Source organism: Mesorhizobium sp. M0898 (genome assembly GCF_040319695.1).
Classification (GTDB): Bacteria; Pseudomonadota; Alphaproteobacteria; order Rhizobiales; family Rhizobiaceae; genus Mesorhizobium.
This window is the reverse complement of record NZ_JAMYOE010000038.1, coordinates 18,775-44,342: the sequence shown is the minus strand read 5'-3', so window position 1 is coordinate 44,342 and position 25,568 is coordinate 18,775. Positions and strand designations below refer to the sequence as shown.

Annotated in this window: 24 protein-coding genes; 9 read left to right on the top strand and 15 right to left on the bottom strand. The window is 64.0% G+C overall.

What is annotated here, in order from left to right; all coding sequences use genetic code 11:
- Nucleotides 1–57: 57 nt before the first annotated feature.
- Both NKH90_RS27575 and NKH90_RS27570 read right to left on the bottom strand, forming a co-directional pair.
- Nucleotides 58–783 carry a 3-keto-5-aminohexanoate cleavage protein gene (locus NKH90_RS27575; protein ID WP_352541228.1) on the bottom strand — a complete coding sequence of 242 codons (726 nt, stop codon included), beginning with the start codon at nt 781–783 and terminating at the stop codon, nt 58–60.
- 178 nt (nt 784–961) lie between these two features.
- A complete protein-coding gene (locus tag NKH90_RS27570) occupies nt 962–2,671 on the bottom strand; it encodes a tetratricopeptide repeat protein (RefSeq protein WP_352822183.1) in 1,710 nt (569 codons plus the stop codon).
- Between the two features lie 211 nt (nt 2,672–2,882).
- Here NKH90_RS27570 and NKH90_RS27565 point away from each other — a divergent pair, with 211 nt between their 5' ends.
- Nucleotides 2,883–3,626 carry a 2OG-Fe(II) oxygenase gene (locus NKH90_RS27565; RefSeq protein ID WP_352822181.1) on the top strand — a complete coding sequence of 248 codons (744 nt, stop codon included), beginning with the start codon at nt 2,883–2,885 and terminating at the stop codon, nt 3,624–3,626.
- Between the two features lie 30 nt (nt 3,627–3,656).
- On the opposite strand, the gene NKH90_RS27560 is transcribed toward NKH90_RS27565, so the two are convergent.
- Together NKH90_RS27560 and NKH90_RS27555 are read right to left on the bottom strand one after the other, a co-directional pair.
- Nucleotides 3,657–5,012, bottom strand: coding sequence for a sigma-54-dependent transcriptional regulator (locus NKH90_RS27560; RefSeq protein WP_352822178.1), 1,356 nt, complete (start codon nt 5,010–5,012; stop codon nt 3,657–3,659).
- A 6-nt stretch (nt 5,013–5,018) separates the two neighbouring features.
- Entirely contained in the window at nt 5,019–6,878 is a 1,860-nt protein-coding gene (locus NKH90_RS27555) for a sensor histidine kinase (RefSeq protein WP_352473758.1), read from the bottom strand.
- Between the two features lie 238 nt (nt 6,879–7,116).
- On the opposite strand from NKH90_RS27555, the gene NKH90_RS27550 reads away from it, so the two are divergent.
- The 3 genes from NKH90_RS27550 (at nt 7,117) to NKH90_RS27540 (ending at nt 10,397) form a co-directional block, all read left to right on the top strand.
- Complete coding sequence (locus tag NKH90_RS27550) at nt 7,117–8,448, top strand: dicarboxylate/amino acid:cation symporter (RefSeq protein ID WP_031211944.1); 1,332 nt, start codon at nt 7,117–7,119, stop codon at nt 8,446–8,448.
- A 466-nt stretch (nt 8,449–8,914) separates the two neighbouring features.
- Nucleotides 8,915–9,973 (top strand): glycosyltransferase family 2 protein, encoded by a 1,059-nt coding sequence (locus NKH90_RS27545; protein ID WP_352473757.1) that lies wholly within the window; start codon nt 8,915–8,917, stop codon nt 9,971–9,973.
- 115 nt (nt 9,974–10,088) lie between these two features.
- A complete protein-coding gene (locus NKH90_RS27540; RefSeq protein WP_352473755.1) occupies nt 10,089–10,397 on the top strand; it encodes a HigA family addiction module antitoxin in 309 nt (102 codons plus the stop codon).
- A gap of 42 nt (nt 10,398–10,439) precedes the next feature.
- Here NKH90_RS27540 and NKH90_RS27535 read toward each other — a convergent pair whose 3' ends face one another.
- From NKH90_RS27535 to NKH90_RS27510, 6 genes are all read right to left on the bottom strand, one after another.
- Entirely contained in the window at nt 10,440–10,727 is a 288-nt protein-coding gene (locus NKH90_RS27535) for a DUF982 domain-containing protein (protein ID WP_352473753.1), read from the bottom strand.
- 89 nt (nt 10,728–10,816) lie between these two features.
- A complete protein-coding gene (locus NKH90_RS27530; RefSeq protein WP_352473752.1) occupies nt 10,817–11,623 on the bottom strand; it encodes an ABC transporter permease in 807 nt (268 codons plus the stop codon).
- A 4-nt stretch (nt 11,624–11,627) separates the two neighbouring features.
- Nucleotides 11,628–12,461: an ABC transporter permease gene (locus tag NKH90_RS27525; protein ID WP_352473751.1), complete on the bottom strand. Its 834-nt coding sequence runs from the start codon at nt 12,459–12,461 to the stop codon at nt 11,628–11,630.
- Between the two features lie 17 nt (nt 12,462–12,478).
- Complete coding sequence (locus NKH90_RS27520) at nt 12,479–13,594, bottom strand: ABC transporter substrate-binding protein (protein WP_023677269.1); 1,116 nt, start codon at nt 13,592–13,594, stop codon at nt 12,479–12,481.
- A 67-nt stretch (nt 13,595–13,661) separates the two neighbouring features.
- On the bottom strand, nt 13,662–14,756 hold the full coding sequence (locus NKH90_RS27515) for an ABC transporter ATP-binding protein (RefSeq protein ID WP_023677270.1): 1,095 nt from the start codon (nt 14,754–14,756) through the stop codon (nt 13,662–13,664).
- Between the two features lie 124 nt (nt 14,757–14,880).
- On the bottom strand, nt 14,881–15,768 hold the full coding sequence (locus NKH90_RS27510; RefSeq protein WP_023677271.1) for a LysR substrate-binding domain-containing protein: 888 nt from the start codon (nt 15,766–15,768) through the stop codon (nt 14,881–14,883).
- Between the two features lie 75 nt (nt 15,769–15,843).
- On the opposite strand from NKH90_RS27510, the gene NKH90_RS27505 reads away from it, so the two are divergent.
- On the top strand, nt 15,844–17,436 hold the full coding sequence (locus NKH90_RS27505) for a zinc-binding metallopeptidase family protein (RefSeq protein ID WP_352473793.1): 1,593 nt from the start codon (nt 15,844–15,846) through the stop codon (nt 17,434–17,436).
- 33 nt (nt 17,437–17,469) lie between these two features.
- Nucleotides 17,470–18,402: a dimethylarginine dimethylaminohydrolase family protein gene (locus NKH90_RS27500; protein WP_023677273.1), complete on the top strand. Its 933-nt coding sequence runs from the start codon at nt 17,470–17,472 to the stop codon at nt 18,400–18,402.
- 80 nt (nt 18,403–18,482) lie between these two features.
- On the opposite strand, the gene NKH90_RS27495 is transcribed toward NKH90_RS27500, so the two are convergent.
- Complete coding sequence (locus tag NKH90_RS27495) at nt 18,483–19,490, bottom strand: ornithine cyclodeaminase family protein (protein WP_352817112.1); 1,008 nt, start codon at nt 19,488–19,490, stop codon at nt 18,483–18,485.
- Nucleotides 19,491–19,645: 155 nt separating this feature from the next.
- Here NKH90_RS27495 and NKH90_RS27490 point away from each other — a divergent pair, with 155 nt between their 5' ends.
- Nucleotides 19,646–20,107, top strand: coding sequence for an Lrp/AsnC family transcriptional regulator (locus NKH90_RS27490; protein WP_023677275.1), 462 nt, complete (start codon nt 19,646–19,648; stop codon nt 20,105–20,107).
- A 107-nt stretch (nt 20,108–20,214) separates the two neighbouring features.
- On the opposite strand, the gene NKH90_RS27485 is transcribed toward NKH90_RS27490, so the two are convergent.
- Both NKH90_RS27485 and NKH90_RS27480 read right to left on the bottom strand, forming a co-directional pair.
- Nucleotides 20,215–20,598 carry a YybH family protein gene (locus NKH90_RS27485; RefSeq protein ID WP_352473747.1) on the bottom strand — a complete coding sequence of 128 codons (384 nt, stop codon included), beginning with the start codon at nt 20,596–20,598 and terminating at the stop codon, nt 20,215–20,217.
- Nucleotides 20,599–20,750: 152 nt separating this feature from the next.
- Nucleotides 20,751–21,500: an SDR family NAD(P)-dependent oxidoreductase gene (locus NKH90_RS27480; RefSeq protein ID WP_352473745.1), complete on the bottom strand. Its 750-nt coding sequence runs from the start codon at nt 21,498–21,500 to the stop codon at nt 20,751–20,753.
- 97 nt (nt 21,501–21,597) lie between these two features.
- Between NKH90_RS27480 and NKH90_RS27475 the strand changes: the two genes are divergently transcribed.
- The gene (locus tag NKH90_RS27475; protein ID WP_352473744.1) at nt 21,598–22,491 is read left to right on the top strand and encodes a LysR family transcriptional regulator; all 894 of its coding nucleotides are present in this window, start codon (nt 21,598–21,600) and stop codon (nt 22,489–22,491) included.
- 90 nt (nt 22,492–22,581) lie between these two features.
- On the opposite strand, the gene NKH90_RS27470 is transcribed toward NKH90_RS27475, so the two are convergent.
- The gene (locus NKH90_RS27470) at nt 22,582–23,010 is read right to left on the bottom strand and encodes a VOC family protein (protein WP_352473742.1); all 429 of its coding nucleotides are present in this window, start codon (nt 23,008–23,010) and stop codon (nt 22,582–22,584) included.
- Nucleotides 23,011–23,226: 216 nt separating this feature from the next.
- Between NKH90_RS27470 and NKH90_RS27465 the strand changes: the two genes are divergently transcribed.
- Nucleotides 23,227–24,429 (top strand): MFS transporter, encoded by a 1,203-nt coding sequence (locus NKH90_RS27465; protein ID WP_352822171.1) that lies wholly within the window; start codon nt 23,227–23,229, stop codon nt 24,427–24,429.
- Nucleotides 24,430–24,526: 97 nt separating this feature from the next.
- On the opposite strand, the gene NKH90_RS27460 is transcribed toward NKH90_RS27465, so the two are convergent.
- Entirely contained in the window at nt 24,527–25,429 is a 903-nt protein-coding gene (locus NKH90_RS27460) for a sigma-70 family RNA polymerase sigma factor (RefSeq protein ID WP_352473741.1), read from the bottom strand.
- Between the last annotated feature and the right edge of the window lie 139 nt (nt 25,430–25,568).

The following is a 25,568-nucleotide window of genomic DNA, read 5'->3' as shown; positions in this document are numbered from 1 at the left end:
TGCCTCGTTGCCGAACTTGGCATCTCCCCAGTGAAGAGGAGATTGGCCGTTCCCGCGCTAACGGCTGGACTCGAAGATAGCGACGGCTGCCGCTGTCAGCGCAGCGTTACTAGATGCTACTGTTCCATCAGGGAGCTCCTTGCCGTCTTCCAGTCCGACGCGCGTCGACCAACGGCGTTCCGCCGCCCGGTGCACGAAAGGCCAGACCGTGGCGTCGGCGCCGTGCAGCAGGATTGCCCGGCGCATTCCGGCGCCGTCGAGCACGGCGGCGATATCGTCGCTGATCTCCAGCGCAGCGTCCGGCTCCTGCTCGGAGATTTCGATCAGGATCCGCAGCACGCGTTTGCCATGATCGAGGCTCACCAGGCGTTCGGCGTCGGCGACGGAGGCAAGCCCCGCCTCGATGCCAATGCCGCGCTGGCGCAGACGCTCCATGATAGCGGGCGCGGCGTCTTCGCTGAGATTGACCGAGGCATAGTCGGGCAGCTCGCTCCAAGCGGCGATCGCGGCCAGCGTCCGCTCGTCGTCATTCTCGATCCAGGCGCCGGTCGACACGCCGATCAGCGTTCCAGGGCAGGCGCGGCGGAGCGCCAGCACCGTCCGATCCATCGCCGCCGGAGCCAGGCTTTCGCGACCGTCCAGCCCGCGCACATGGACATGCAGCTCAGCCGCGCCGGTGGCGACGCAGGCGGCGCCATCGCGCGCCATGGCCTCCGCGTCGAGCGGCAGGTTGGGGTGGAAATCGGCGCTGCGCGCGCCATTGATGCAGGTCTGGACAATCATGCTATGGGCAGTCCGGTTGCGGTTGCTGCCAGTCTAGCGCGGGCCAGTGAAAACCGGAATCGCGCTGGCGAAGGCTCCTGACATATGGACGCCGGCCGGCCTGGATCAGTCGGGGCAGAATGCACCTCTATCGTGTTCGGATCAGTCTTCTTAGCAAACGAACATCCGTCGGGCAGAGTTACGGCGAAACACCCAACTCGCGTAATGCAGCGTTGGCGGCACGGTATTCGATAAAATTCTTTGGACAATGGCTGATGGTATGCCTGTAAAGCGATAGTGCCTGATCGCGTTGCCCTTTGAGCCGGCTGAGTTCCGCGTTGTAGAAACCGATCTCGCAAAACTTGCCGTGTTTCTTGGTTGGATCCGAGTCATCGGCGTCGTTCAATGTCGCGGTGGGCGTCTTTTCGCCAAGCAGCATTCGAACCACGGGCGCCGGCCACTTCGTCATGTCGAGTTTGGAAGCTGCCTCCCGCAAATGGCTCGCCGCGCCGTTGCGTCGCTCAACAATATCCAGCCATATGGCAAAATAGGCGTAGTCGGGCTCGAGAGCGGCCGCCTTTTCAAAGTCAGCCTGCGCCTTCGCCAGCGAGCCGGAATAGAAATAAAGAACACCCCTGTTTGAGTAGCTGTACGGATAATTCGGATCGAGCAGGATCGCCTGGTCGAAGTCAGCAATGGCTCGACCGTCGTCTGCCTTTCCCATCCAGGCAATGCCGCGGTTGTGGTAAATTCTTGGATTTTTCGGATCGAGACCAATCGCCCGGTCGTATTCGGCGATGGCCCGATCGGACTCACCTCGCTTGTTCCAGAGAAAGCCTCGGTTGTTGTAGGCGATGGCAAGTGTTGGGTCGATATCGATTGCGCGACTGTAGTCCGCGAAGGCGCGAATATCGTTCCCCTTTGCCACCCAGGCCAAGCCACGATTATTATATGCGAGGGCTTGTTTCGGGTCGAGCTTGATTACCTGGTCGTAGTCGGCGATGGCGCGATCATTGTCTCGCTTGCTAGCCCAGGCGATACCTCGATTGAAGTACGCGTTGGGGTCTTTCGGATCGAGGCTGATTGCCTTGTCGTAGTCGGCGATGGCGCGGTCATTGTCGCTCTTGCCTGACCAGGCCACCCCTCTGTTGTACCAGATGCTCTCATCGTTCGGATCGAGGCTGATCACTTGGCTGTAGTCGGTGATGGCGCCGTCAAAATCGCCGCCCGTCAGCCGGGCGTTGCCGCGCCGGTAGTAGGCATGCGCGTTTTTCGGATCGAGGCTGATCACCTTGTCATAGTCGGCCAGCGCGCGCTCCTCATCGCCCTTGCTGGTCAACGCATCGGCTCGATCGTTCAGGGAACCGGCGTCGTTCGGGTTGAGCCTGATGGCCCGGTCGAAGTCGGCTATCGCGCGGTCGTCGTCTCCTTTGCGTGACCAGATCAGCCCGCGATTGTGGTAATTTCTGCCGTCTCCCGGATTGAGGCTGATTGCCCTGTCATAGTCGGCCAAAGCCCGGTCGTTCTCGCCCTTGAAGGTCCAGGCGACGCCGCGGTTGTAGTAGGCATGGCCATATTTCGGGTCCAGGCTGATCGCCTTGTCCAGATCGGCGATGCCCTTGTCGTAGTCGCCCTTGAAGACCCAGCTGATGCCCCGGTTGTAGTAGCCGCTGGCGACGGTCGGTGCGATGCCGATGAACGCGCTGTAGTCGGCGATCGCGCGGTCATAGTCGCCTCGTTCCGTCAGGGCATTGCCGCGCTTGAAATAGGCAATACCGCGGTTTTCGAGGGGCTCTGTCGCATCCTCGATCATGCGCGTACAGGCGGGAATCCGCACCGCCGGATCGACCTCATCGTCGCTGACGCAGTCGCTGCTGGCGGGCAAGGCCGGGAGCGCCGAGACCAGCATGACGACGAGGCAAACGAGGAATTGCCGGACTGCCCCGTCCCTTTGTCGAACCCGTCGGATCAATTCGCCCCCCGTCGCGGCAAGCCCAGCTGCATTGTATTCAACGAAATCCCCGAGACAATCGCTAACGAGCTCACCCGGCAAGAAACGGGTGGTCCGCGCGCGCCGTTTCACCCATCTCAATGACAGAGAAGCCACAGGAGGCGAAGCCATGACCATCGATTCGATAGGCGCGAAGGCGGCGGTGAAATCGGCGGAGCTGCGTGTTGCCGGATATGATTGGCGGGCGCTGGCCGATGAGCTGAGCGGCTATGGCTGCGCGGTGATGGAAAAGCTGCTGACGCCGCAGGAGTGCCGGCAGATTGCCGAACTTTATTCGGACGAGAGCCATTTCCGCAGCCATGTCCATATGGCGCGGCATGGCTTCGGCAAGGGCGAGTACCGCTATTTCCGTTATCCCTTGCCCGACTTGATCGGCGGCTTGCGCACCGCGCTCTATCCGCGCCTGGCTGCGGTCGCCAACGACTGGAACGAGCGCATGGGTATCGCGCAGCGCTATCCCGACGAACACGCCGCGTTCCTCGAGCAATGCCACGAGCAGGGCCAGACGCGGCCGACGCCGCTCCTGCTGCAATATGTTCCCGGCGACTTCAACTGCCTGCACCAGGATCTCTACGGCGATCTTGCCTTCCCGCTGCAGGTGGCGATCCTGTTGTCGGAACCAGGCAAGGATTTCACCGGTGGCGAGTTCGTGCTGACCGAGCAGCGTCCGCGCATGCAAAGCCGCGCCGAAGTGGTGCCGCTGCGCCAGGGCGATGCAGTCGCCTTCGCGGTCCACAATCGACCGGTCCAGGGCACACGAGGCAATTACCGGGTCAATCTCAGGCACGGCGTCAGCCGGCTCCGTTCCGGCATGCGCCACACCGTCGGCATCTTCTTCCACGACGCCAAGTAACCGGGCCGCCCGGTCAAGCCCTGGCGACGATTACCTCGAAAAATCGCTGCGCACGATGCCGTGGCGCTGGAGCTTGTCGTAGAAAGTCTTGCGCGGAATCCCCAGCGCCTCGATCGTGCGCCTGACGTCGCCCTCGTTGCGGCCAAGCGTCTCGCGGATGATGTCGGCCTCGTAGCGCTCCAGCCGCTCCGGCAGCTTCATGGCGGTGTTCGATTGGGTCGGGGCAGGGGGTTGTGCTTCGGCGCCTTCCTCCAACCCAAGCACGAACCGCTCGGCGAAATGCGCCAGTTCGCGCACATTGCCCGGCCAGCCATGGTCGCTCAGATGGCGATGCACCGAAGCCGGCACTGCCGGCACCTGGCGGTGGAAACGGGCGGCGGCGCGCTCGGCGAAATAGAAGAACAGCAGGGCGACGTCGTCGCGGCGCTCGCGCAGCGGCGGGATCGAGATCGTCACCACGTTGAGCCGGTAGTAAAGGTCCTCGCGGAAAGCGCCGCGCTGGCGCGGATCGGCGAGGTCGACCTTGGCGGCGGCGACGACGCGCAGGTCGACCGGGCGCACCTCGTTGGTGCCGAGCGGGGTGACCTCGCGCATCTCCAGCACGCGCAGCATCTGCACCTGTGTCGAGACCGGCATGCTTTCGATCTCGTCGAGGAACAGCGTGCCGCCGCTGGCATGCTCGATGCGGCCGATCCGTTTCTTCTGCGCACCGGTGAAGGCGCCGGCCTCGTGGCCGAACAACTCGCTCTCGATGACGGTCTCCGGCAGCGTGCCGCAATTCAGCGCGACGAAATTGCCCTTGGCGCGGCGGCTCCAGCGATGCAGAAGGCTTGCCACCACCTCCTTGCCGGAGCCGGTCTCGCCGGTCACCAGCACGTCGACGTCGGTGTCGGCGATCTGGCGTAGTGTGCGGCGCAGCCTGTCCATCGCCGGCGTCTGGCCGATCAGCGGCAGGCCGTCCTGCGCCTCTCCGGCCGCCTCGCGCAAGGCCCGGTTCTCCATCACCAGGCGGCGCTTTTCCGCTGCGCGGCGCACGCTCTGTACCAGCCGGTCGGCGGCGAAAGGCTTGGTGATGAAGTCGTAGGCGCCGTCCTTGATCGCCTTGACGGCCATGGCGATGTCGCCGTGGCCGGTGACGAGGATGACGGGAATGTCGGCATCCAGCCGCAGGATGCGGTTGAAAAGCTGCAAGCCGTCGATCTGAGGCATGCGGATATCCGACACCACGACGCCGGTAAAACCGGCGTCGAGCCCGGCCAGCGCCTCGGCCGCCACCGCAAAGGCGGAGACCGAGAAGCCGGCAAGCTCCAGCGTTTGCGCGGTGGCCTTGAGGAGATCGCGGTCGTCGTCGATCAGGATCACCGGCGCGGCATTGTCGTTCGTCATGATGGCTTACGCTGCTGTCTGGAGATGAATGGTGAAGCGGGTGCCGCTGTCGTCGCTCGAAACTTCGATGCGGCCGCCATAATCGGCGACGATGTCCTTCGAGATGACGAGGCCAAGGCCAAGGCCTTTTTCCTTGGAGGTGTTGAACGGCGTGAACAGCGATTTGAGGATCGCGGGTGGAATGCCGGGTCCGTTATCGGACACGCCGACCGTCACGCCGTCCGCGGTCTCGTCGACCGACACCTGCACACGAGCGTCGTCGCGGCCGTCGAGTGCTTCGAGCGCGTTCTGGAAGAGGTTGATCAGCACCTGTTCGAGCCGCACCCGATTGCCCATGACCTTGAGGCTCGGCGGCGGCAGGTCGATGGCCAATGCGTCGAGCCGGCCGGCAAAGCGGCTTCTCAACAGCATGACGGCGCCTTCGATGACACCACGTAATTCGACAGGCTCGGCGGCGGTGCGGCCCTTGCGGGCAAATGCCTTCAACTCCTCGGTGATTGAGCCGATGCGTTCGGTAAGGGCTGCGATAGCGCCGAGGTTTTCCTCGGCCGGCCCGGTCTGCTTGCGGTCGAGGAAGGTGCGGGCATTGTCGGCATAGGCGCGTATGGTGGCGACCGGCTGGTTGATCTCATGGGCGACGCCGGCAGCGACCTGGCCGAGGATGGCGAGGCGGTTGGCCTGGACCAGATCCTGCTGCACGATTTGGAGCTTGGCTTCCGTGCTGCGGTGGCCTGTTATCTCGGCCTGCAGCCGGTCGCGGGCGCGGCTCAAATCCTCGGTCCGTTCGACGACGCGGCGTTCGAGTTCGGTGCGGGCCGCCTGTTCGGCGGCAATCCGCATCTGCGCCGACTGCCGGCGCCACAACAGATACGCGGCAAGGCCGAGCAGCGGGACGACGACGCCGAGCGCCAGAAGCCGCATTTCGCGGACGGCGGCGGCGATCGGCGCTTCAGCCGGGATCAGATAGTCGAGCCGCCAGGGGGTCGAAGGAATCGTCGTGAAAAGGCTGAGATACTCCGCGTCGCTGCCGCCGGGCGTTACTGCGTGGACGATTGACACATCCGGGCTGAGCGCCTGCGCGTGCATGATCGGCAACGGCACAAGCGGCGCGTCGCCGAACTGTTGGCTGTCGCGGATCGCGGCTTGCTTAGGTGCGGCCAGCGGTGCGGTTGTCATGAAACGCCAGGACGGCACGCTGGTGATCAGCACGACGCCATTCTCGTCGCTGACATAAGCCGGGCGGTTCGCCTCGCGCCAGTCGGCTTCGAGCTGGTCGAACTCCATCTTGACGACGACGACGCCGAGCGGTGCGTCTGTGTCGCCGACGCGCCGCGAAATGTAGAGGCCGGGGCGCTTGCTGACATTGCCGAGTGCAAAATACTCGGCGGTTCCGGCCTGCATCGCGCCGGAGAAATAGTCGCGGAAACGGTAGTCATTGCCGACGAAGCTGATCGGCTCGCGCCAGTTGCTGGAGGCGACCGCCAGTCCATCGGTGCCGACGACATAGAGTACCGACGCCTTGGTGCCGGAGACCAGCCCCTCGAGCTTGCGGTTCAGCACATCGATTGCCGCGGCATTTTTCTGCGACAGCGCGTCACGCACTTGCTGGTCTGCGGACAAAAGCAGTGGCAGGGCGCGCGGGCTTTCGAGCACCGCGCGCAGCAGCGCGACCTTCAGATTGGCGTCGGTACGCCCCTGCGCCGCCAGGGTCCCGACCTCGGCGGTGCGGCCGTAAAGGCCGGCGCCGTAGAGCGCTGCCGTGACGATCAAAAGCGCGATGGCCGCAAACAGCAGCCAGGCTCGGCGCGCCCGCCTGGCGAGTTGCTCGGGCGTCGAAGACAAGGCACCGGCGGGGCGTTGCAGCATCGCCCATTTGTGCATGAATTCGCACAAAGCACAATTCGACCTATGCGGAGATTCGCACCTATCCATGCGTCCAGCACAGCGGACGTTTGCGAATGCTCAACAAAATCAATGATGAAAAGCTCTTCTGCGTATCTGGCACGACTGTTGCAAACACGAATTCAGCAGTCGCGAGGCTGCTGGTCTCAAAACAACTGCCCCGGGGAGTCGAGCTTTCGATCGGGGCGCCATGGAGGACGTTATGCAGACAGCAATCGCTGCCGCCGAGCCGCGCGGCAAACTTCCCTTATACCGGCATCTTTATGTGCAGGTGCTCGCGGCGATCGCCGCCGGCGTGCTGCTCGGCCATTTCTATCCCGAAACCGGCGAGGCGATGAAGCCGTTCGGCGACGCCTTCATCAAGCTGGTGAAGATGGTGATCGCGCCGGTGATCTTCCTGACCGTGGCGACCGGTATCGCCGGTGTTTCCGACCTGCAGAAGGTCGGCCGCGTCGCCGGCAAGGCGATGATCTATTTCCTGGTGTTCTCGACGCTGGCGCTGGTCGTCGGCCTGGTCGTCTCCAATGTCGTCCAGCCCGGCGCCGGCATGCACATCAATCCAGCGACGCTCGATACCGCCAAGGTGGCGGCCTATGCCGAGAAGGCGCACGACACTACTATCGTCGGCTTCCTGATGAACATCATCCCCGACACCATCACCGGCGCCTTCGCGCAGGGCGACATCCTGCAGGTGCTGTTCTTCTCGGTGCTGTTCGGTGTCGCCCTGGCGCTGGTCGGCGATCGCGGCCGTCCGGTCGTCGATTTCCTGCAGGCGCTGACCACGCCGATCTTCCGCCTCGTCGCCATCCTGATGAAGGCCGCACCGATCGGCGCGTTTGGCGCCATGGCCTTCACGATCGGCAAATACGGCATCGGCTCGATCGCCAACCTCGCCATGCTGATCGGCACGTTCTACCTGACCGCGCTGCTGTTCGTGCTGGTGGTGCTCGGCGCTGTCGCCCGCTACAACGGCTTCTCGATCCTGGCGCTGATCCGCTACATCAAGGAAGAGCTGCTGCTGGTGCTCGGCACCTCGTCCTCGGAAGCGGCATTGCCGGGCCTCATGGCCAAGATGGAGCGCGCCGGCTGCAACCGCTCGGTGGTCGGTCTGGTCATCCCGACCGGCTATTCCTTCAACCTCGACGGCACCAACATCTACATGACGCTGGCGGCGCTGTTCATCGCGCAGGCGACCGACACGCCACTCACCTACGGCGACCAGATTCTGCTGCTCGCTGTCGCCATGCTGAGCTCCAAGGGTGCCGCCGGCATCACCGGCGCCGGCTTCATCACGCTGGCGGCAACGCTTTCGGTCGTCCCCACCGTGCCGGTCGCCGGCATGGCGCTGATCCTCGGCGTCGACCGCTTCATGTCGGAATGCCGAGCGTTGACCAACTTTATCGGCAATGCGGTGGCGACGGTCGTGGTGGCACGCTGGGAGGGAGAACTCGACCAGACGAAGTTTGCCGCCGCCATGGCCGGCGACTTGCCGGAGGAAGTCGACCTGTCGCTGCCGGGTTTGCAGGCCGCCTGACCGTCCAGGCCACATGACCACAAGGCCCCGGAGGCGGTTCGCCGGCTTCGGGGCAACAGCGGCGGCGGTCGCGGCATGCCGCCTGAAACGCAACCTGAAGTGGCGCTATTTTCGACGCGGGGCTTGTTCCAGCCGCATTTGCAGGCCAGTATCCGCCGTGCCTTCATGGCACCGTCCGCTTCGCTCCCGACCTGATCGCGAGGCGAGACATTTCCGTCGGGCTCGGTTGCGACCCACCTTGGCCGAACGTTGGAGCTTTTGCTGCCGCCGACCCTGACCATGGCAGCAGCCTCGAAGGCAATGGCGGCCTCAGTACGAAGTCGCAACGCGAAACGTGACCCGTCTCCTCGTGGGAAGCGCAGGCTTTCTCCCAGGGAACTCGTTGCGCCAAGAGGGGCGCTTGAAGAGGGGGCGGGCCCACTTAGCGGGCCTTTGCCGAACCAAAGCAACTGCGAGGTCAAACGCGATGCAGCCTGTCATTCCGGTATCCATCATCATCCCGAACTACAACTATGCGCGGTTCCTCAAACGCTGCATCGACAGCGCCCTCGAGCAGGACTACGCGGATGTCGAAGTCATCGTCGTCGACGATGCATCGCAGGACAATTCCACGACAATCATGGAATCCTATCGCGACGAGATCCTCGCATGCCCGCGAGCGCAAAATGGCGGACACGCGGCGGCGTTCAACACCGGCTTCGCTGCGAGCTCGGGCAAGATCGTCCTGTTCCTCGACGCCGACGATTATCTCTATCCGACCGCCGTCTCCACCATCGTCGAGACCTGGGACGAGGCAACCGCCCAGGTCCAGTCCAGACTGCATATCGTTGACGAAGGGCAACGCATCAAGGATGTCTTTCCGCCGCCCGAACTGGCTTTCGACAGCGGCGACGTCATGCCGAAACTCCTGCACAAGGGCCGCTATCAGACGACCGTGACCAGCGGGCTGGCCTTTGACCGCGCAACGCTCGAATCGATCATGCCGATACCGGAGCCGGAGTTCCGCCAGGGCGCCGACGGCTATCTGGCAACGCTGGCGCCGATGTACGGGCATGTCCAATCGATCGACGAATGCCTCGGCGCCTACCGGATCCATGGCGCCAACCATTCAGTCTTCGGTGAAAAGCTCGCCGAGCGGGCACGCTGGCGGGTAACTCACGATTTCCGCCGCATGCAGGCGCTGTCGGACCAGGCCACCGGGATCGGCCTGACCATCGTGCCGTCGGATGCTGTCCGCCACGATCCGGTCCACCTGGAAGAGCGGCTGGCGTCGCTTTGCACGGACAGAGACCGACATCCCGTGGCCGACGATTCCCGGCTGGCGCTCGGGGCGGCCGGCGCCGTCGCCAGCCTCGAAATGACCGCATCCCTGCGGCGGCGTGCAATCCTTGCCGCCTGGTTCCTGTCGGTCGGGGTGTTGCCGCGGAAAATGGCGACCGCGGTGCTGTCGTGGAAGCTTGATGCGTCGTCGAGGCCGGCATTTTTGAGCCGCCTGTCCAAGACCATTCGTCATGCGATGGGATAGTGGGTGGCGCTGTGCCACAACTCCGCCAGGTTTTCGGGAGGTCTGGCAACCCGGGTAGATTTCGAACAATATCATTATGGGTACGTGGCGCCCCAAGCGAAAGGACAACCAGCCCATGACCTCTTATGAGCCGATGCGTCCGATGGAGCGCTGCCCATCCCACCCTGGAGCGCTGCTTGACGACATTATCCCGGCAACCGGAAAGACCAAGGTGGAGATCGCCAATCTGCTCGGAATCTCGCGCCAGCAGCTTTATGACATCATCCGCGAAAAGAAGCCGGTGTCGCCGGCTGTCGCTGCCCGTCTTGGAAAGATGTTCGGCGACGGCGCCGCGATCTGGCTCAGGATGCAGGCTGCCTATGATGCCTGGCATGCGGAGCGCGAGGTCGACGTCAGCGCCGTTCCAAGATTGCATGCTGCCTGAGATGCAATAGATCCGCCGGACCACCGAGCTCTCAAAAATCGATCACGGTCCCGCCTGCCTGGACCGGTTCTCCGGTTCGACGGCTCGCTCGACCAGGACATGCGCTTCCCGCGCGGCCTCGACGAACGCGTCCCTGGCGGCTTCGGTCCAGCGGTCGTCACTCATGGCACGGCGGCATGTGCGCAGCGCCAAGCCGTGTTTGGCGCTGCCGGCGTCACGCCAGTGGGCTTCCAGCAACTCGACAGCCTGCCGTGCGTTGGAAATGTTGCGGATATCTCCCACGATGCCGACCGCAACCGCAACCGGCTTGGCAAACCATCCCTGGTTCATGGCAGAGCCCTCGACGTGTTGAACCATCTATAACGAAAATCGTAGCGCAAGGTTTCATTCGCGCCAGTCACCACGGCGTGAGGCGGCCCTCACTGCGCCTCGCGCAGCCTGACCACGACGCTGCGCGCCACAAGCACCAGCACGGTGATGACGATCAGGATCACCGAGAGTGCGGCGATCGCCGGGTCGATGTTGTCGCGCAGGCCCATCCACATCAAGCGCGGCAGCGTGATGGCGTTGACCGAGGTGATAAACAGGGTGACGCCGATCTCCTCCCAGGACAGCACGAAAGACAACAACGCCGCGGTGACGATGCCGAACTTGATGTTGGGCATGATGATGCGGGTGGCGCGCTCCCACACGGTGGCGCCGAGGCCGCGGGCGGCGAGGTCGATGCGGCGGTCGAGCTGGCTGAGCGACACCAGGATCAGCACCGTGGCGAAGGGCACCGTCATCACCGCATGCGCCATGACGACACCCAGCCAGGTGTCATAGCCGAAGAACGACGAGAACCCGGAGATCGAGGTCAGCAGGAAGTAGAGCGTGATTGCCGAGACCACCGGCGGCACCACCATCGGCAGCAGCACGAAACCGACCAATGCTGCCGTGAAGCGCGGCTGGAACATCCAGATGCCGAGGCTGAAGCAGAGCGCCAGCACGGTGGAAAAGGCGCTGCTGACGATGCCGATCCTGATCGAGAGCAGGATCGAATCGATCCAGCGCGGATCCTCGATCAGCGCCCGGTAATGGCGCAGCGACAATTCGCCCGACGGCATCGCCAGCATGCGGCTCGGCGTCAGCGATACCGGGATGACGGCGAGCAGCGGCAGCAGCAGGAACAGCGCGACGAGGGCGGCGAGGACCAGCGAGACGGGACCGGGGCGGTAGGTCGGCATCGCGCTACACCAGTTGCTTGGGTCTGATATAGCGGAACAGCAGCGCCATCAGCGCGCCGACAAACAGCACCAGCACGACACTGATTGCGGCGCCCAAGCCCCAGTCCGGGCTCTGGAAGATGCGAAGGTAGATCAGCTCGGCGATCATCACGCTACGGCCGCCGCCGAGGATCGCCGGCGTGACGAAGAAGCCGAGCGAAAAGACGAAGACGATCAGCGCCGAGCCGATGATGCCGGAGCTGGTCATCGGCACGAATACCGACCAAAAGGTGCGCATACGGCTGGAGCCGAGGCCGCGCGCCGCCAGCAGCACACGGTCGTCGAGGCTGCGCATCGATGAGGCCAGCGGAAACACGGCGAAGGGAATGAGGAAATGCGTCATGCCGACGATAACGCCGAACTCGTTGCGCACCAGCGCCAGCGGCTCTGAGATGAAGCCGACCGCCTGCAGCCAGGTGTTGATCAGGCCGCGATTGGACAAAAGCGCCACCCAGCCGAAGGCGCGCGTCAGCACCGAGATCCAGAACGGCACCAGGATGCAGAACTCGGCCACGACGCGCTGCACCGGCGTGCCGCGTACCCAGACAACGGTGATGGCGTAGGCGGCGACAACCGAAACGATCGTCACGATCGCGGCGATACGCAGCGTGCGGATGAAGACCGACTGCACCAACTGATCCGTGAGCAGCGCATTGTACTGCCCCAGCCCCGGCGTGGGCAGGGTGAAGCTCCATTTAACCACGCCAAGGAATGGCCAGGCATAGGCCAGCACAAGAAAGAGGAGCAGCGGCGCCATCAACAGCGCCGCGCCCATCCTGTCGGAGAGGTATGCTCTCATCCGGTTATCCCGGCTTGTCAGGCGGAGATGATCTTCGTGTATTCGTCGAGTGCCGCCCCGTAGTTCTTGGCGTACCAATCCATGTCGAGCGGGATCTGCTTCTTCATGTTCTCGGGATCGACCGGATTGATGCGCCTCTTGTCGGCGGGTATCAGCGCATCGGTGGCCGGGTTGGCCGGACCCTGGCCGAGCTTTTCGAACATGATGAGTTCCTTCTCCGGGTCCTGGGTGCTGGCGATGAACTTCATCGCCGCGTCCTTGCCGCCGGGATTGCCCTTGAGCACGGCGAGCGCGCCGGGCGAGATCAGGCCCTGGTCCCAGATGAACTTGATCTTGCCGCCGGAATCCTGCTCGATGAGCGAAGCCCGGGTCGACCAGACGATCGCCATCGAGGCCTCGCCATTGAGCAGCACGCTCTGGCTTTCGGCGCCGCCACCCCAATAGGCGACGACGTTTTCCTTGAAGGCGGCGATCTTGTCATGCGCGCGCTTGAGGTCGAGCGGGTAGAGCGATGCCGGTGCGATGCCGTCGGCGAGCAGTGCCGCTTCCCAGCTCGACACGCCCCATTTGTAGAGCGAGCGCTTGCCGGGGAATTTTGCCACGTCGAAGAAGTCGGCCATGCCGGTTGGTGCCTGGCTGCCGTATTTCTCGGCATCATAGGCGATGACATAGGAGAAGAAATAGGTCGAGGCGGCGTATTCCCAGCCGAAGCCCGGCCGCATCTTCTTCTTGTCGACGACCGCATAATCGATCGGCTCGAGCATGCCTTGGGCGCCGAGCGTGATGGCCGAGAACGGATCGACGTCGACCAGGTCCCAGGTCGGGGCGCCGCTCTTGAACTGCGCCGCGATCGCGCCTTCGGTCGGGCCGGAGCCGTCCATCTTAACGACAATGCCGGTTTCCTTGGTGAAGGCCTGGCCGTAAGCCGCGTCATAGGCGGTAATGGCGTCGCCGCCCCAGTTGACGAGCACCAGTTCCTTAGCCGCGGCAAAGGCGCCGGTCGAGCGCAGCAGCATCGGCGTGCCGGCCAGCACCAGTGCGGCCAGCTGCGTAAACTGCCGGCGCGAGATCTCGCCGCGCACTGCCCTGGCGGATAGCGCCTCGATGGAATTTTTCTTGGTTTGGTTTGTCATGTCAGTTCCCCTTTTTTGTCGTTGATATTTCCTGAAAGTCAGCTTGGCGAATTCGCCGCGCCGATCGTCATTGTCCTCCGTTCGGAAGGAGGAAGCCTTTCTCCGCCGGCCAGGTCAGCCAGACGGAATTGCCCTTGCTGAGCGCGGAAGCGGCGACCTCGTTCGGCACAGAGATCGTCACCTTGGCGCCTTGCCGCGTCGTCAGATCGAGCCGCGTCGCAGCGCCGAGATAGGTCGAGGCGACGGCAGTCGCGGCAATGCCGTTCTCGCCTGTCGCGGCTTCGCGGGCGATCGACATGTATTCGGGCCGGATCGCCAGGATGGCGTCGCCCCGGACCTTCTCGGCCTTGCAGCGCATGCTGATCGCGCGGTCTTCGCAGAGGCCCGTCGAGCCATTGTTGGCCGGGCGTACGCCCTTCAGCGGCAGCATGTTGATCTCGCCCAGGAACTCGGCGACGAAGCGGTTGTCCGGCCGGTCGTAGACCTCGTCCGGCGCGCCGACCTGCAGCAATTTGCCGTGGTTGAAGATGGCGACGCGAGATGACAACGCCAGCGCCTCGCTCTGGTCATGGGTGACGAAGACGAAGGTGGTGCCGGTCTCCTGGTGCAACCGCTTCATCTCGGCCTGCATCTGGCCGCGCAGGCCCTTGTCGAGTGCTGAAAACGGCTCATCGAGCAAAAGTACGCCCGGCTCGAACACCAGCGCCCGCGCCAGTGCGACCCGCTGCTGCTGGCCACCGGACAATTGCGACGGCAGTTTCTTTTCGTGGCCCTTGAGCCCGACGCGCTCGATCATTTCGCCGACGCGGCGTTTGATCTCGGCCGCCGGTTTCTTTCGCACCTTGAGCGGAAAGGCGATGTTGGCCTCGACGCTCATATGCGGGAACAGCGCATAGCCCTGGAACACCATGCCGGCGGCACGCTGCTCGGCCGGCCGCTCGGTGATGTCGACGCCGTCGCTGTAAAGGCGACCGTCGGTCGGCTGAATGAAGCCGGCAAGGATCATCAGGAAGGTGGTCTTGCCGGAACCGGAGGGGCCGAGCAGGGTGAGGAACTCGCCACGGCCGATATCGAGCGTCAGATCGTCCAGCGCACGGAACGAGCCGAAGCTCTTGCCGATCCCGATTGCCTTGATCTCTGCGGCCCGGCCGGGTTGCTGCATCCTGCCCTTTCCTTAGCGTAGCCGAAATCGTAGGCAGGGCGGCGGCTCACCGCAACCGAATAGTTTTCGCCTGATCGGCAAATTTGATTCATCTATGCGCCAATCTCCCCCTCGAGGGGGGAGATTAACGCTGGTTCTCCGACAGCTTCGACCGCAGCCACCGCCCAAACGCCTCCAGCACCGGATGCGCCGCCTTGGCGTGCTCGGAAACCAGAAAATACGAGCGCGGTGAATTGATCGCTATGTCGAAGGGGCGGACCAGCCGGCCTTCGCTCAGTGCCCGGCCGCTGGTCAGCTCGTCGCCCATGGCGATGCCCTGGCCGGCGATCGCCGCCGAAAAGACCAGGTTCATGTCGGAAAAGAAGATGCCGCCTTCCGGGTCGGGGTTCTCGACCTTGGACAGCGCCAGCCAGCGCGCCCAGTCCTCGGTATCGCCGAGATGCAGGAGATTGGCGCGCAGCACGTCGGCCGGCTTGGAGAAGCCGCCGATCTTGTTGAGCAGCGTCGGGCTGCACAGCGGCGTAAAGGAGATCCCGCACAACAGCTCGACCGCGCGGTTTGGCCAATTGCCGACGCCGAAGGCGATGAAGGCATCGGCCTCGGCATTGCTCACGTCGTCGAGACGGCGCGGCGTCAGGATGCGCAGCGCGACATCGGGGTACATCTGCCGGAACTCGCCGATATGGGTGCACAGGAACAGCGAGGCGAAACCCGGCGTACAACTGACGCTGAACGAGCCGCCGATGCCGGTGCCGGCATGGCGTGTCACCGCGTCGCCCAGCACCGTCAGCGCCTTGCGCACGTCGCTGGCATAGCGCTGGCCGCGCGGCGTCAGCGCCACGCCCTTGCCAATGCGCTCGAGCAGGTCGAAGCCGAGATCGCGTTCGAGCAGGCGAAGCTGATGGCTGACTGCGCTGCGGGTCAGATGCAGTTCGTCGGCGGCGCGCCAGACGCTGCCGTGGCGGGCAAAACTGTCGAGGGCGCGCAGCGCCTGCGTCGAGGGAATTCTCAAGAGGTGAACCGAATTTGCATGAGCCGGGAAAACATATCACTTTTTGGCGGGGCGCTTCACTGCTTTCTTTCCGCCATGGAGAAACCGGTGACCTCCGCGCAAGTGACCGCACTTGCCTTTCTGGACGACATCCAGCCGTCGCTATCGGCGTGGACGCGGGCGATCTTCGATTTCGGCGAGACCGCCTGGCGCGAATACCAGTCGGCCGCCTGGTATGTCGAGCATCTGAAGCACGAAGGCTTTTCCGTCGAGGAAGGTTCTGGCGGCATGCCGACCGCCTTCTGCGCCCACTGGGCCAATGGCGCGGGGCCGACCATCGGCCTGTATGCCGAGTATGATGCAGTGCCCGGCAATTGCCAGGATGCTGCGACGGTGAAGCGACCGCGCCCGGGCCTCGGCGAACAGGCTGGCGGCCACACCGATCCGCATTCCGGCCTCGGCATTGCCAGCCTCGGCGGGCTGCTGGCGACCAAGGCGGCGATGCAGCGCCACGGCATATCAGGCACGCTGCGCTTCACCGGCGAGCCGGCGGAGAAGGTGCGCGGGTCGAAGCCGATCCATGCCGCGAAGGGCTATTACGATGGGCTAGCGGGCATGGTCTCCTTCCATCCTTTTTATATGCTGCCGCTCTGCAATACCGCGCGCTGGGATACGCATTGCGGTGCGGCCTATGCGATGATCTACCGCTTTGTGTGCGACGAGCCGGAACATTGGGCGAGGGCGGCAGGCGGCGCAGCACCCATCCCGCAGGCGCATTCGGCAGTCAGGGCGCCCGGCGCCAACGACGCGCTGATGATGATGTATATGGCGTCCAAGGCGCTGCGCGATTCCATGCTGCCGCATCAGGGCGGCTGGTCGATCAGCGAGGCGATCCTGACGGCGGGCCAGGCGACCGCCGACAATCTGCCGGCCGGGCTGGCCGAGATCCAGTACATGATCCGCGTGCCGACGCTGGCGATGGCCGAGCAGGTCACCGCCGTGCTCGACCGCAATGCGGAAGCCGCAGCCAGGATGAGCGGCTGCCGCCATGAGCGGCACTGGGTGTCGAAGTCGCGGCCGGGGCTGGCCAATCACGTCATGGCCGGTATTGCCTTCGACGCGCTGGCGGCGGTCGGGCCGCCGTGCTGGGACGAGACGGCCAAGGCGATCGCCCGCGAAGTCCAGCTCAATGCCGGGGGCGAGGCGACCGAGGAACCATTCATCGACGAACTGGACCGGCTGATTGCACCACAGGCGGCCGAGGCGCTCCTGCGCCGCGACCTGCCGCCTTGGCAGCTCAATTCCACCTCTGACGATTACACCGACATGTCGTGGCATACACCGACGGCACGATTCTACGTCGCCCGGCCGGCGCTGCGATCCGAGAACGGCCACGCGTTTCCGTCCTGGGCTATGAATGCGCTGGGCGGCATTTCTGCCACCATCGACCCGATGGTCATCTGCGCCGCAAAGACGGTCGCGCTGGCAGCACTTCGCCTGTTGGAAGACGAGGCTGCGCGCGACGCGGCGATGGATGAATTCGTCACCCGCACCGGCGGCGGCATCGGCGGCTCGAACTGGATCGCGCCGCTCTGCGACTACGATCCGCCCATCGGATTTCGCTGGCCGGAATACATCACCACCCCGCGCGGACGGGATTGGTGGATACCAGGCAACCAAGCCGCATGATCAACCAAGCCGCCCTTCACGAGGAGAAACCCCATGACCGTCCATGACCGCATCGTCGCCGAGCCGTTTTCGCTGCAGCACCGCAACCCGGCCGGCGGAACCAAGCCGCTGACCGCCTGGGGCTTCGCCAACGAGACCGACGTGCTGACCGACGTGCTGCTCGGCTCGCCGAATTTCCTGCGCCATCTCTCGACCAGCTCGCTGTCGCGCAAGCACCTGCGCGAAGCGCCATGCAACGTCCAGATCGCGCAGGCGCAGCACAAGGACCTGGTCGCCGCCTATGAGCATTTCGGTGTCAACATCCACTGGCACGAGCCGACGCCGGAACTGCCGATGCAGGTCTACTCGCGCGATTCCAGCGTCATGACGCCGTACGGCGCCATCATCACCGCCATGTCGCAATGGTGGCGGCGTGGCGAGAACTACGCGGCGATCCGCACCTATGAGAAGCTCGGCATCCCGATCTATGATATGGTCACCGCCGGCACGTTCGAGGGCGGCGACTTCAACGTCATCGAGGACGGCGTCGTGCTGATCGGCTGCGGTGGCGCCCGCACGCAGGAGGAGGGCGCGCGCCAGGTCCAGGCCTGGTTCGACAAGGAGGGCTGGGAGACCCGCATCGCCTTCATCGACGAGTATTACGTCCATATCGACCTGATGGTGGTGCCGATCGCCGAAAAGCTGACCGCCGTCTGCCTTGCCTGTACAGAGCCCGGCATCGTCGACTGGCTGAAGGGCAAGGGCCACGAGATCATCGACGTGCCGTTCCAGGATACTATGGCGCTCGGCTGCAACTTCATGTCGCTGGGCAAGGACAGGGTAATCGCCCCGACCTCGAGCCAGACGCTGATCGGCCAGCTCAAGGCGCGCGGCTTCGAGGTGGCGGCCATCGACATGAGCGAGATCTCGAAGACCGGCGGCGGCATTCACTGCATGGCGCAGGCGCTGAAGCGCGAGCCGGCCTGAGGGGCCGGCCTTTAGCCCGGCCGCTTGCGCGAAAGCGCCATTGTCAGCACCGTCGATCCCGCCTGGCGTGCGGCGCGCCCCTACAGCACGATGAGCTTTCCCTTGCGCAGACGCCGGGCGCAACGATAGACGAGGTCGGCAGCGACCATGTCTTCCATCGCAATGCCCATCGCCTTGTAGGTGGTGATCTGTTGATCCGAAACGCGGCCCGGCGCGCGGTCGAGCAGCATGGCGCCAAGCTCGGTGCCGAAATCCGGGTCGAAGCCGGCAAGCTCGCAAGATCCGACCGGGGTCGGTTTGAATGCATCCTTGGTTTCGACAAAAAGACTGGATCTGCCGATGAGCTCGATCGGCATTTCACCGCCGGGCGGCGCCACCCCGACCGAGGAGACATGCGTGCCCGGCTGGACCCAGCCTGCGTCGATCACCGGCTGGTAGGAGTGGGTCGCCAGGCACACCACGTCGGAACTGCGCACTGCCGTCTCGAGATCGGCGACCGCCACCACCGACGGATGCAGCCGGGCAAGCGCTGCCGCATCGTCGAAGCTCTTCGAAGCGACACGGATTTCGGCAAAGTCGCGCACCAAGGGCAACAGATGCAGGTGCTGGTTGGCCTGCACGCCGGCGCCGACCACGGTCGCTATCCTGGCGTCCCTGCGGGCAAGCGTGCGCACCGACAGCACGGCGGAGCCGGAGGTCCGCACCGCGGTTATGAAGGTGCCGTCCATGATACACACCGGCAGGCCGGACAGCGGATCAAACAGGGTGATGGTGGCGAGGTGGCTGGGCAGGTTCTTGGCCAGGTTGCCTTCGAAGACGTTGACGATCTTGACGGTCAGGTTCATGCCCTCCATCCAGGCCGGCATGGCGAGGCTGTAGCCGGCCTCGGGGATGTCGAGCTGTGGTCGGGGTGGATTGACGACCCTGCCTTGTGACAGCGCCTTGAAGCCGTCTTCCAGAACATCGAGAAGCTGACTGAGGTCGATGCATTCCATCACATCGGTTTCGCTCAGCACCAGGATCTCGGTCGCTCCCTTGCTGATTTCTGCCGCACTCTTGCCGGCTGGGCTGAACGCTTCCTTGGTCATCCTGCACTCCTGTGTTCGAAATCGGCTCACCACGTTTGCTTTCAGCGGTGAGGGAAGCGCAGGCTATTGCGAGGTTTTATGTTGTGAAATACGTTGATTTCGGTGTCTCTGCGTGAAATCAACACGCAAATCCCTTAGATAGCGTGGATTGTGAAATGAGCGACCTCGACCAGATAGACCGCAGCCTGCTCCGGTTGCTCCAGGAAGACGGACGCCGGACGACGCTTGATCTTGCCGGGCGTGTCGGGCTGTCTCCGACCGGAACCAGCCAGCGGGTTAAGCGCCTGTTCCGCGACGGGTTCATCACCGCGGTCAGGGCCATGCTCGATCCGCGCAAGGTCGGCCGGGGAACGCTGGTGTTCATCGAGGTCCGGCTTGACCACACGGCGCCTCATGTCTTTGACCGCTTCGCCGAAGCCGTGGCGAAAGCTCCGGAGGTTCTGGAGTGCCATATGGTGGTTGGCGGTTTCGATTATCTGGTCAAGGCGCGGATCGCCGATATGGCGGTGTTCCAGGATTTCCTGCAGCGGGTCATCCTGCCGCTGCCCGGCGTGCGCGAAACGCACACGTTCGCCTCCATCGCCGATGTCAAGCCGAACGCCCTTTTGCCGGTGTGATCGGGTAGAGGAGGGGAACGCTGTTCAGGGCGACCTGCATCGCATCTTCGCCATCTAATCGCTCCCCCCTGGCGCGCCTTCAGGTGCAGCGATGCCGGAGACCGGCTCTAGCCTTGCTGGGTCAGCAGGTTTGCGTCGCGTGCGAGCCGCCACTCACCATCCGCCTCCTTGCGCAGGAGCGTCAGCGCATATCCCGATCGATGGACCGGCTCGCCATTCGGCGGGGTCGCGGTCATATTGATGCGGCTGCGGATGAAGGCCCAAGTGCCGAGAAGCTGTAGTTCCACGATATCGCTCGTGCCGTCGATATGAACGCCGGCCGTCTCCCGCGCGGCTGCCGCGAAGATCTCCTTGTCGAAGGGTTCCCGGCCGGGAACCATGAAGATCGCGTCGTCCGTCATTAAGCTGAGGACGGTCGCGATGTCTCCACGCTTGCTCGCATCCATCCACGTCTCGACCAGCTTTCGGATTGCTGTTTCGTCGCCCGTCATCCGTTACCTCCCTGGCATCTCGCCGTCATCGATGGCGCACGGCGCTCCTTCCTCGCTGCTACATAGGGCTTAGATCGCTCTCGTCATCGATTGCAGTGCGTCGCGCCGCGGGTAGCACGGTCAGCGAGCCGGCAGGTTCGCGCCCTCCATGCCTATCGCCAGCCACCGGAGGCGGTGATGCGCTCGCCGGTCAGCCAGGACGCTTCGTCGGAGGCGAGGAACACCGCGACGCGGGCGACGTCGTCGGGCAGGCCGAAGCGACCGAGCGGCGTCATGGCTATAATCTGCTTCTCGAATTCGCTGCCGACGATGCCGATGCGCGCGAGGCCCTCGGTATCGATGCCGCCGGGCGCGATGGCGTTGACGCGGATGTTGCGTGCGCCGAGCTCCCGCGACATCGACAGCGTGATCGTGTCCACCGCACCTTTGGTCGCGGCGTAGACGAGCGAGTTCGGTTGCGGATTGCGGCTGGCGACCGAGCTTATGTTGATGATGCTGCCGCCGCCCGCGCCAAAATGGTTCACTGCTGCTTGCGTGGTCAGAATGATGCCCAACACATTGGTGTCGAACTCGCGGTGAAACTCGGCCTCGGTAACCGCTTCCAGCGGCTCGAATGCGAAGACTCCGGCATTGTTGACCAGTATGTCGAGCCCGCCAAACTCCAATTTCGCCGCCTCGAACAGGCGGCGCACATCAGCCGCTTGCGACACGTCGCCCTGGACGGCGACGGCGCGGCCGCCACGGTCCTCGATCTCGGCGACGACGCGGTCGGCGCCTTCCCGTGACGAGGCGTAGTTGACGACCACTGCGGCGCCGGCCGTGGCAAGACTCTTGGCGATGGCGGCGCCGATACCGTTGGAGGCGCCGGTGACGATGGCGACCTTGCCGTTCAGCTTGCTCATCAAATCTCTCCTTTGTTGACGATGAGCGGTATTTAATCATGATCGAAACGCGTATTATGGTGCCCACAATCCGTTCTTTCGTTCCTGGAATTCCGGAATGACCACCATCCTCGAAAAGACCGCCGGTCTCGTCGCCTTCGTCCGAACCGTCGATGCCGGCTCTTTCCATGCCGCCAGCCGGCTGGTCGGCTCCAGCCCGTCGGCAGTGTCGAAAAGCGTGGCGCGGCTCGAGCGTCGGCTCGGCGTCAGGCTGATCCAGCGCTCGACGCGCCGGCTCGGGCTCACCAGCGAAGGCATCGTCTATTACGAGCGCGTGGCGCCGCTGCTCAGGGCGCTGGACGATGCCGAAGACATCGTTCAGATGGCCGATACGGCGCGCGGCCTGCTGCGCGTTACAGCGCCGGTCGAGCTTGGGCGTGGCCTGATCGCGGCATGGGCGCAAGCGTTCCTTGCGCAGCACGGCGCAGTCAAACTGGAGCTCAGCGTCACCGACCGTCACGCCGATCTGATCCGCGAAGGCTATGACGTTGCGGTGCGCATGGGGCCGCTCTCAGACACCGGGCTCGTCGCGCGCAAGATCGCCAATCTGCCGATCATGCTGGTGGCCTCACCGGCCTATGTCGAGCGGCGCGGCCGTCCGGCATCGGTCGAGGATTTACGGGACCATGAATTCGTCCGCCACCAGATGGCTGGCCGGCCTTATCCGGTCACATTTGCCGACGGTACGATGATCGTGCCGGATGGGCGGCTCGATACCGATGACGGCGGCGCCATCCGCAATGCCGCACTTGCCGGCGCCGGCATCGCGCATCTCATGCAGTTTGCGGTGCAGGACGATCTCGACACGGGCCGCCTGGTCCGCATGCTGCCCGAGGTGGCGATGCGGACCATGCCGGTGCACATCGTCCATGCCTACGGGCGGCAGCTACCGGTCCGGGCGCGGCTGTTCGTCGACTTCCTTGCGGGCCAAATGGCGGCGCTGGCGCGATAGCGCAGGGCTCCGTGGCAAAGACAGCGGCGGCTTCGAGATTACCCTGTTAGTAGCACAAGCGACCCCCGCCTTCGTTACCTGTCCATAGAGCTAGAACGTGATCTTAACTGAATCGGCGCTGCGGTTGGCCGCGCCGTGGTGGACGGCCTCGATGTTGTTGCCGTCGGGGTCGAGCAGGAAGGCGGCGTAATAGCCGGGATGGTAGGATCGCTCGCCCGGCGCACCATTGTCGGTGCCGCCGGCCTCAAGCCCGGCCCTGTAGAAGGCATCGACCATGGCGCGGTCATTTGCCTGGAAGGCCAGGTGGTGGCGGCCGGTCAGCTTTCCCAGGGCCGCCGGGCTGTCGGGGCTGGAGATGAACAGCTCGTCGGCCCAGAAATAATCATTGCCGGCGCCACCGATCGGTATGCCGAGCACGTTGAGAACCGCCTCGTAGAAACGACGGCTGGCCTTGAGATCCCTGACCACCAGATGGAGGTGGTCGATGAGACGCCCGCGATGAAGTTCCTGATTTGCCATGCTTGACAGCTCCTGATCGCCGGTTGGAAATCTAGCTTCGAATGGTGCGCGGTCAATCCAGAAAGCCGTGGAATGGCGCCATCGCGCCGACTGGATAAAAAATGCAACCGGATTGTCGGATTCATGACATATCCAACGTCCTTCGGACGCAAGCGGCTCGGCGAAGCTCGAAAAGGTCGTGCCGTATCAACGCTTCCGGCATGGGAGAAAAGTGAAATGAGCCTTCCCTATCGTTGGGTTATCGTCGCGGCTGGTGCGCTGATGACCTGTGTCGCCCTCGGGGCGATGTTCTCGCTGGCGATCTTTCTCGAACCGATGGCGCTTGACACACAATGGTCGCGCGCCGGCATATCGAGTGCGATGACGCTGAACTTCCTGGTAATGGGCCTCGGCGGCTTCGCCTGGGGCGCCATTTACGACCGCTTTGGCGCCCGCATCGTCGTCATGACCGGCGCCGTGCTGCTCGGCCTGGCGCTGGTCCTGGCCAGCCGCACCGGTTCGCTGCTCGTTTTCCAGTTGGCCTACGGCGTGCTCGTCGGCCTCGCGGCAAGCGCCTTCTTCGCGCCGATGATTGCGCTGACCTCCGCCTGGTTCGACACGAACCGCAGCCTCGCCGTCTCGCTGGTCTCGGCCGGCATGGGCGTGGCGCCAATGACCATCTCGCCCTTCGCCCGCTGGCTGATTTCGGCCTACGACTGGCGCACCGCAATGTTCGACATCGGCATAACCGCGTGGGTGCTGCTACTGCCGGCCGCGCTTCTGGTGCGCCAGCCGCCCAAGCCCGCTGCCGACGGCGCTGCCCCAAGCGTTCCCGCCGAGGGTGCCGGCATGACGGTTCCGCAGGCGCTGCGCTCGCCGCAATTCATCGTGTTGGGACTGACCTTCTTTGCCTGCTGCGCGGCGCATTCCGGGCCGATCTTCCACATGGTGAGCTATGCCATGCTGTGCGGCATAGCGCCGATGGCGGCGGTCAGCATCTACAGCATCGAGGGCCTGGCAGGGCTGGGTGGCCGGCTGCTTTACGGCGTGCTTGCCGATCGGTTGGGCGTCAAGCCGGTGCTGATCACCGGGCTGGCCATACAGGCCGTGGTCATCGCAGCCTATCTGGCGGTCAGCGAGCTTGGTCAATTCTACACGCTCGCCGTCATCTTCGGCGCCACCTATGGCGGCGTCATGCCGCTCTATGCGGTGCTGGCGCGGGAATATTTCGGCCAGCGCATCCTCGGTACGGTGTTCGGTGCAGTAACCATGCTGTCCAGCCTCGGCATGGCTTTCGGCCCGCTCGCCGGCGGCATGGTGTTCGATGCCTATGCCAGCTATTCCTGGCTGTTCATCGGCTCGGCCCTTGTCGGGCTTGGCGCGATGGCGATTGCGATCGCCTTCCCGCCGCTGCCGCGCAGGGAGTTGCAACCGGCTTAAAGCAGGATCGGTGGAAAAGGGCGGCCGCTTGGATGGCAAGCGGCCGCGATCCAAAAATAGCTGGCAGTGTTTGTTCGGCATTATGAAACGCGAATTGCTATGCCCGCAGAGGCACCACCTCGGCGCCGTCAAGCGTGTAGCGCGCATAGCGGAAATCGCGAATTCTCGCCAATCTGTCGCCGGCCCATTCCAGCAGGATAAAGTATTTTAGCCCTCCGGCCGAGTCGTCCGGATCGATCACAAGAATGGCTGGCTGCCGATCCACCAGGCCTGGAAGCAGCCGCCAATCGTGGATACCCGCGTAATTGTGGAAGTACCGGCCCACTTTCGTGCGGCCACTCGCCCGGAGCCGGTTGACGAGGTCAAGCCGGACGTCCTCGGCCAGCATGTCGCGGATCGCATCGAAGTCGCGGGCGTTGAACCGCTCTACATAGGCTGCCAGACGCGCCCGTTCGGGCTCGGCCAACACCGGCACAGGCCGATCGTCAGGCTCGCCGGCGACCTGGCGCAGGCGCAGACGGCCGCGATGCAGTGCGGCTTTCACCGCCGGAACGCTGCTGTCGATAATGTTGCCGATCTCTTCGATCGTATAGCCGAGCACATCCATGAGGATGACGCTGCTACGCTGCGCCGCGGGCAGGCGCATGAAGGTCTGCAGGCTTGCGGCTGCAGTGTGTCGACCCTCGGCCGACATACCGGGGTCAGGGATCATATCGATATCCTCAACGACATGCGCGGCATCCAACCTGGCACGACGGCGTAGGTGGTCGAGCGCGGCATTGTGCGCGATGCGAAACAGCCAGCCCTCGACATTGGCTATCGGCCCGGTCCCGGGGAACGCCTCGAGCGCCTTGACCGTAGCTTCCTGGACGACATCCTCGGCATCGATCACCGAACCGGTCATGCGGGCGCAATAACGGTGCAGTTTCGGCCGCAATTCGCCGAGCAGCCGGTCGAATGGCTCCCGTCCTTCTGGCGTGCCGATTGCGGATCCGGTCATCGCACAAGGGTCGATCTCATGCGTATCTCCCAGGCAGAGGCGCCCGCCATCGGGCGCAGCGTCTTATAGACGCTCGACGATGGCAAAAGGATTCGGTCGAAAAAACTTTCTCCTGCTGGAATCCTTTGATGTTCCCTAC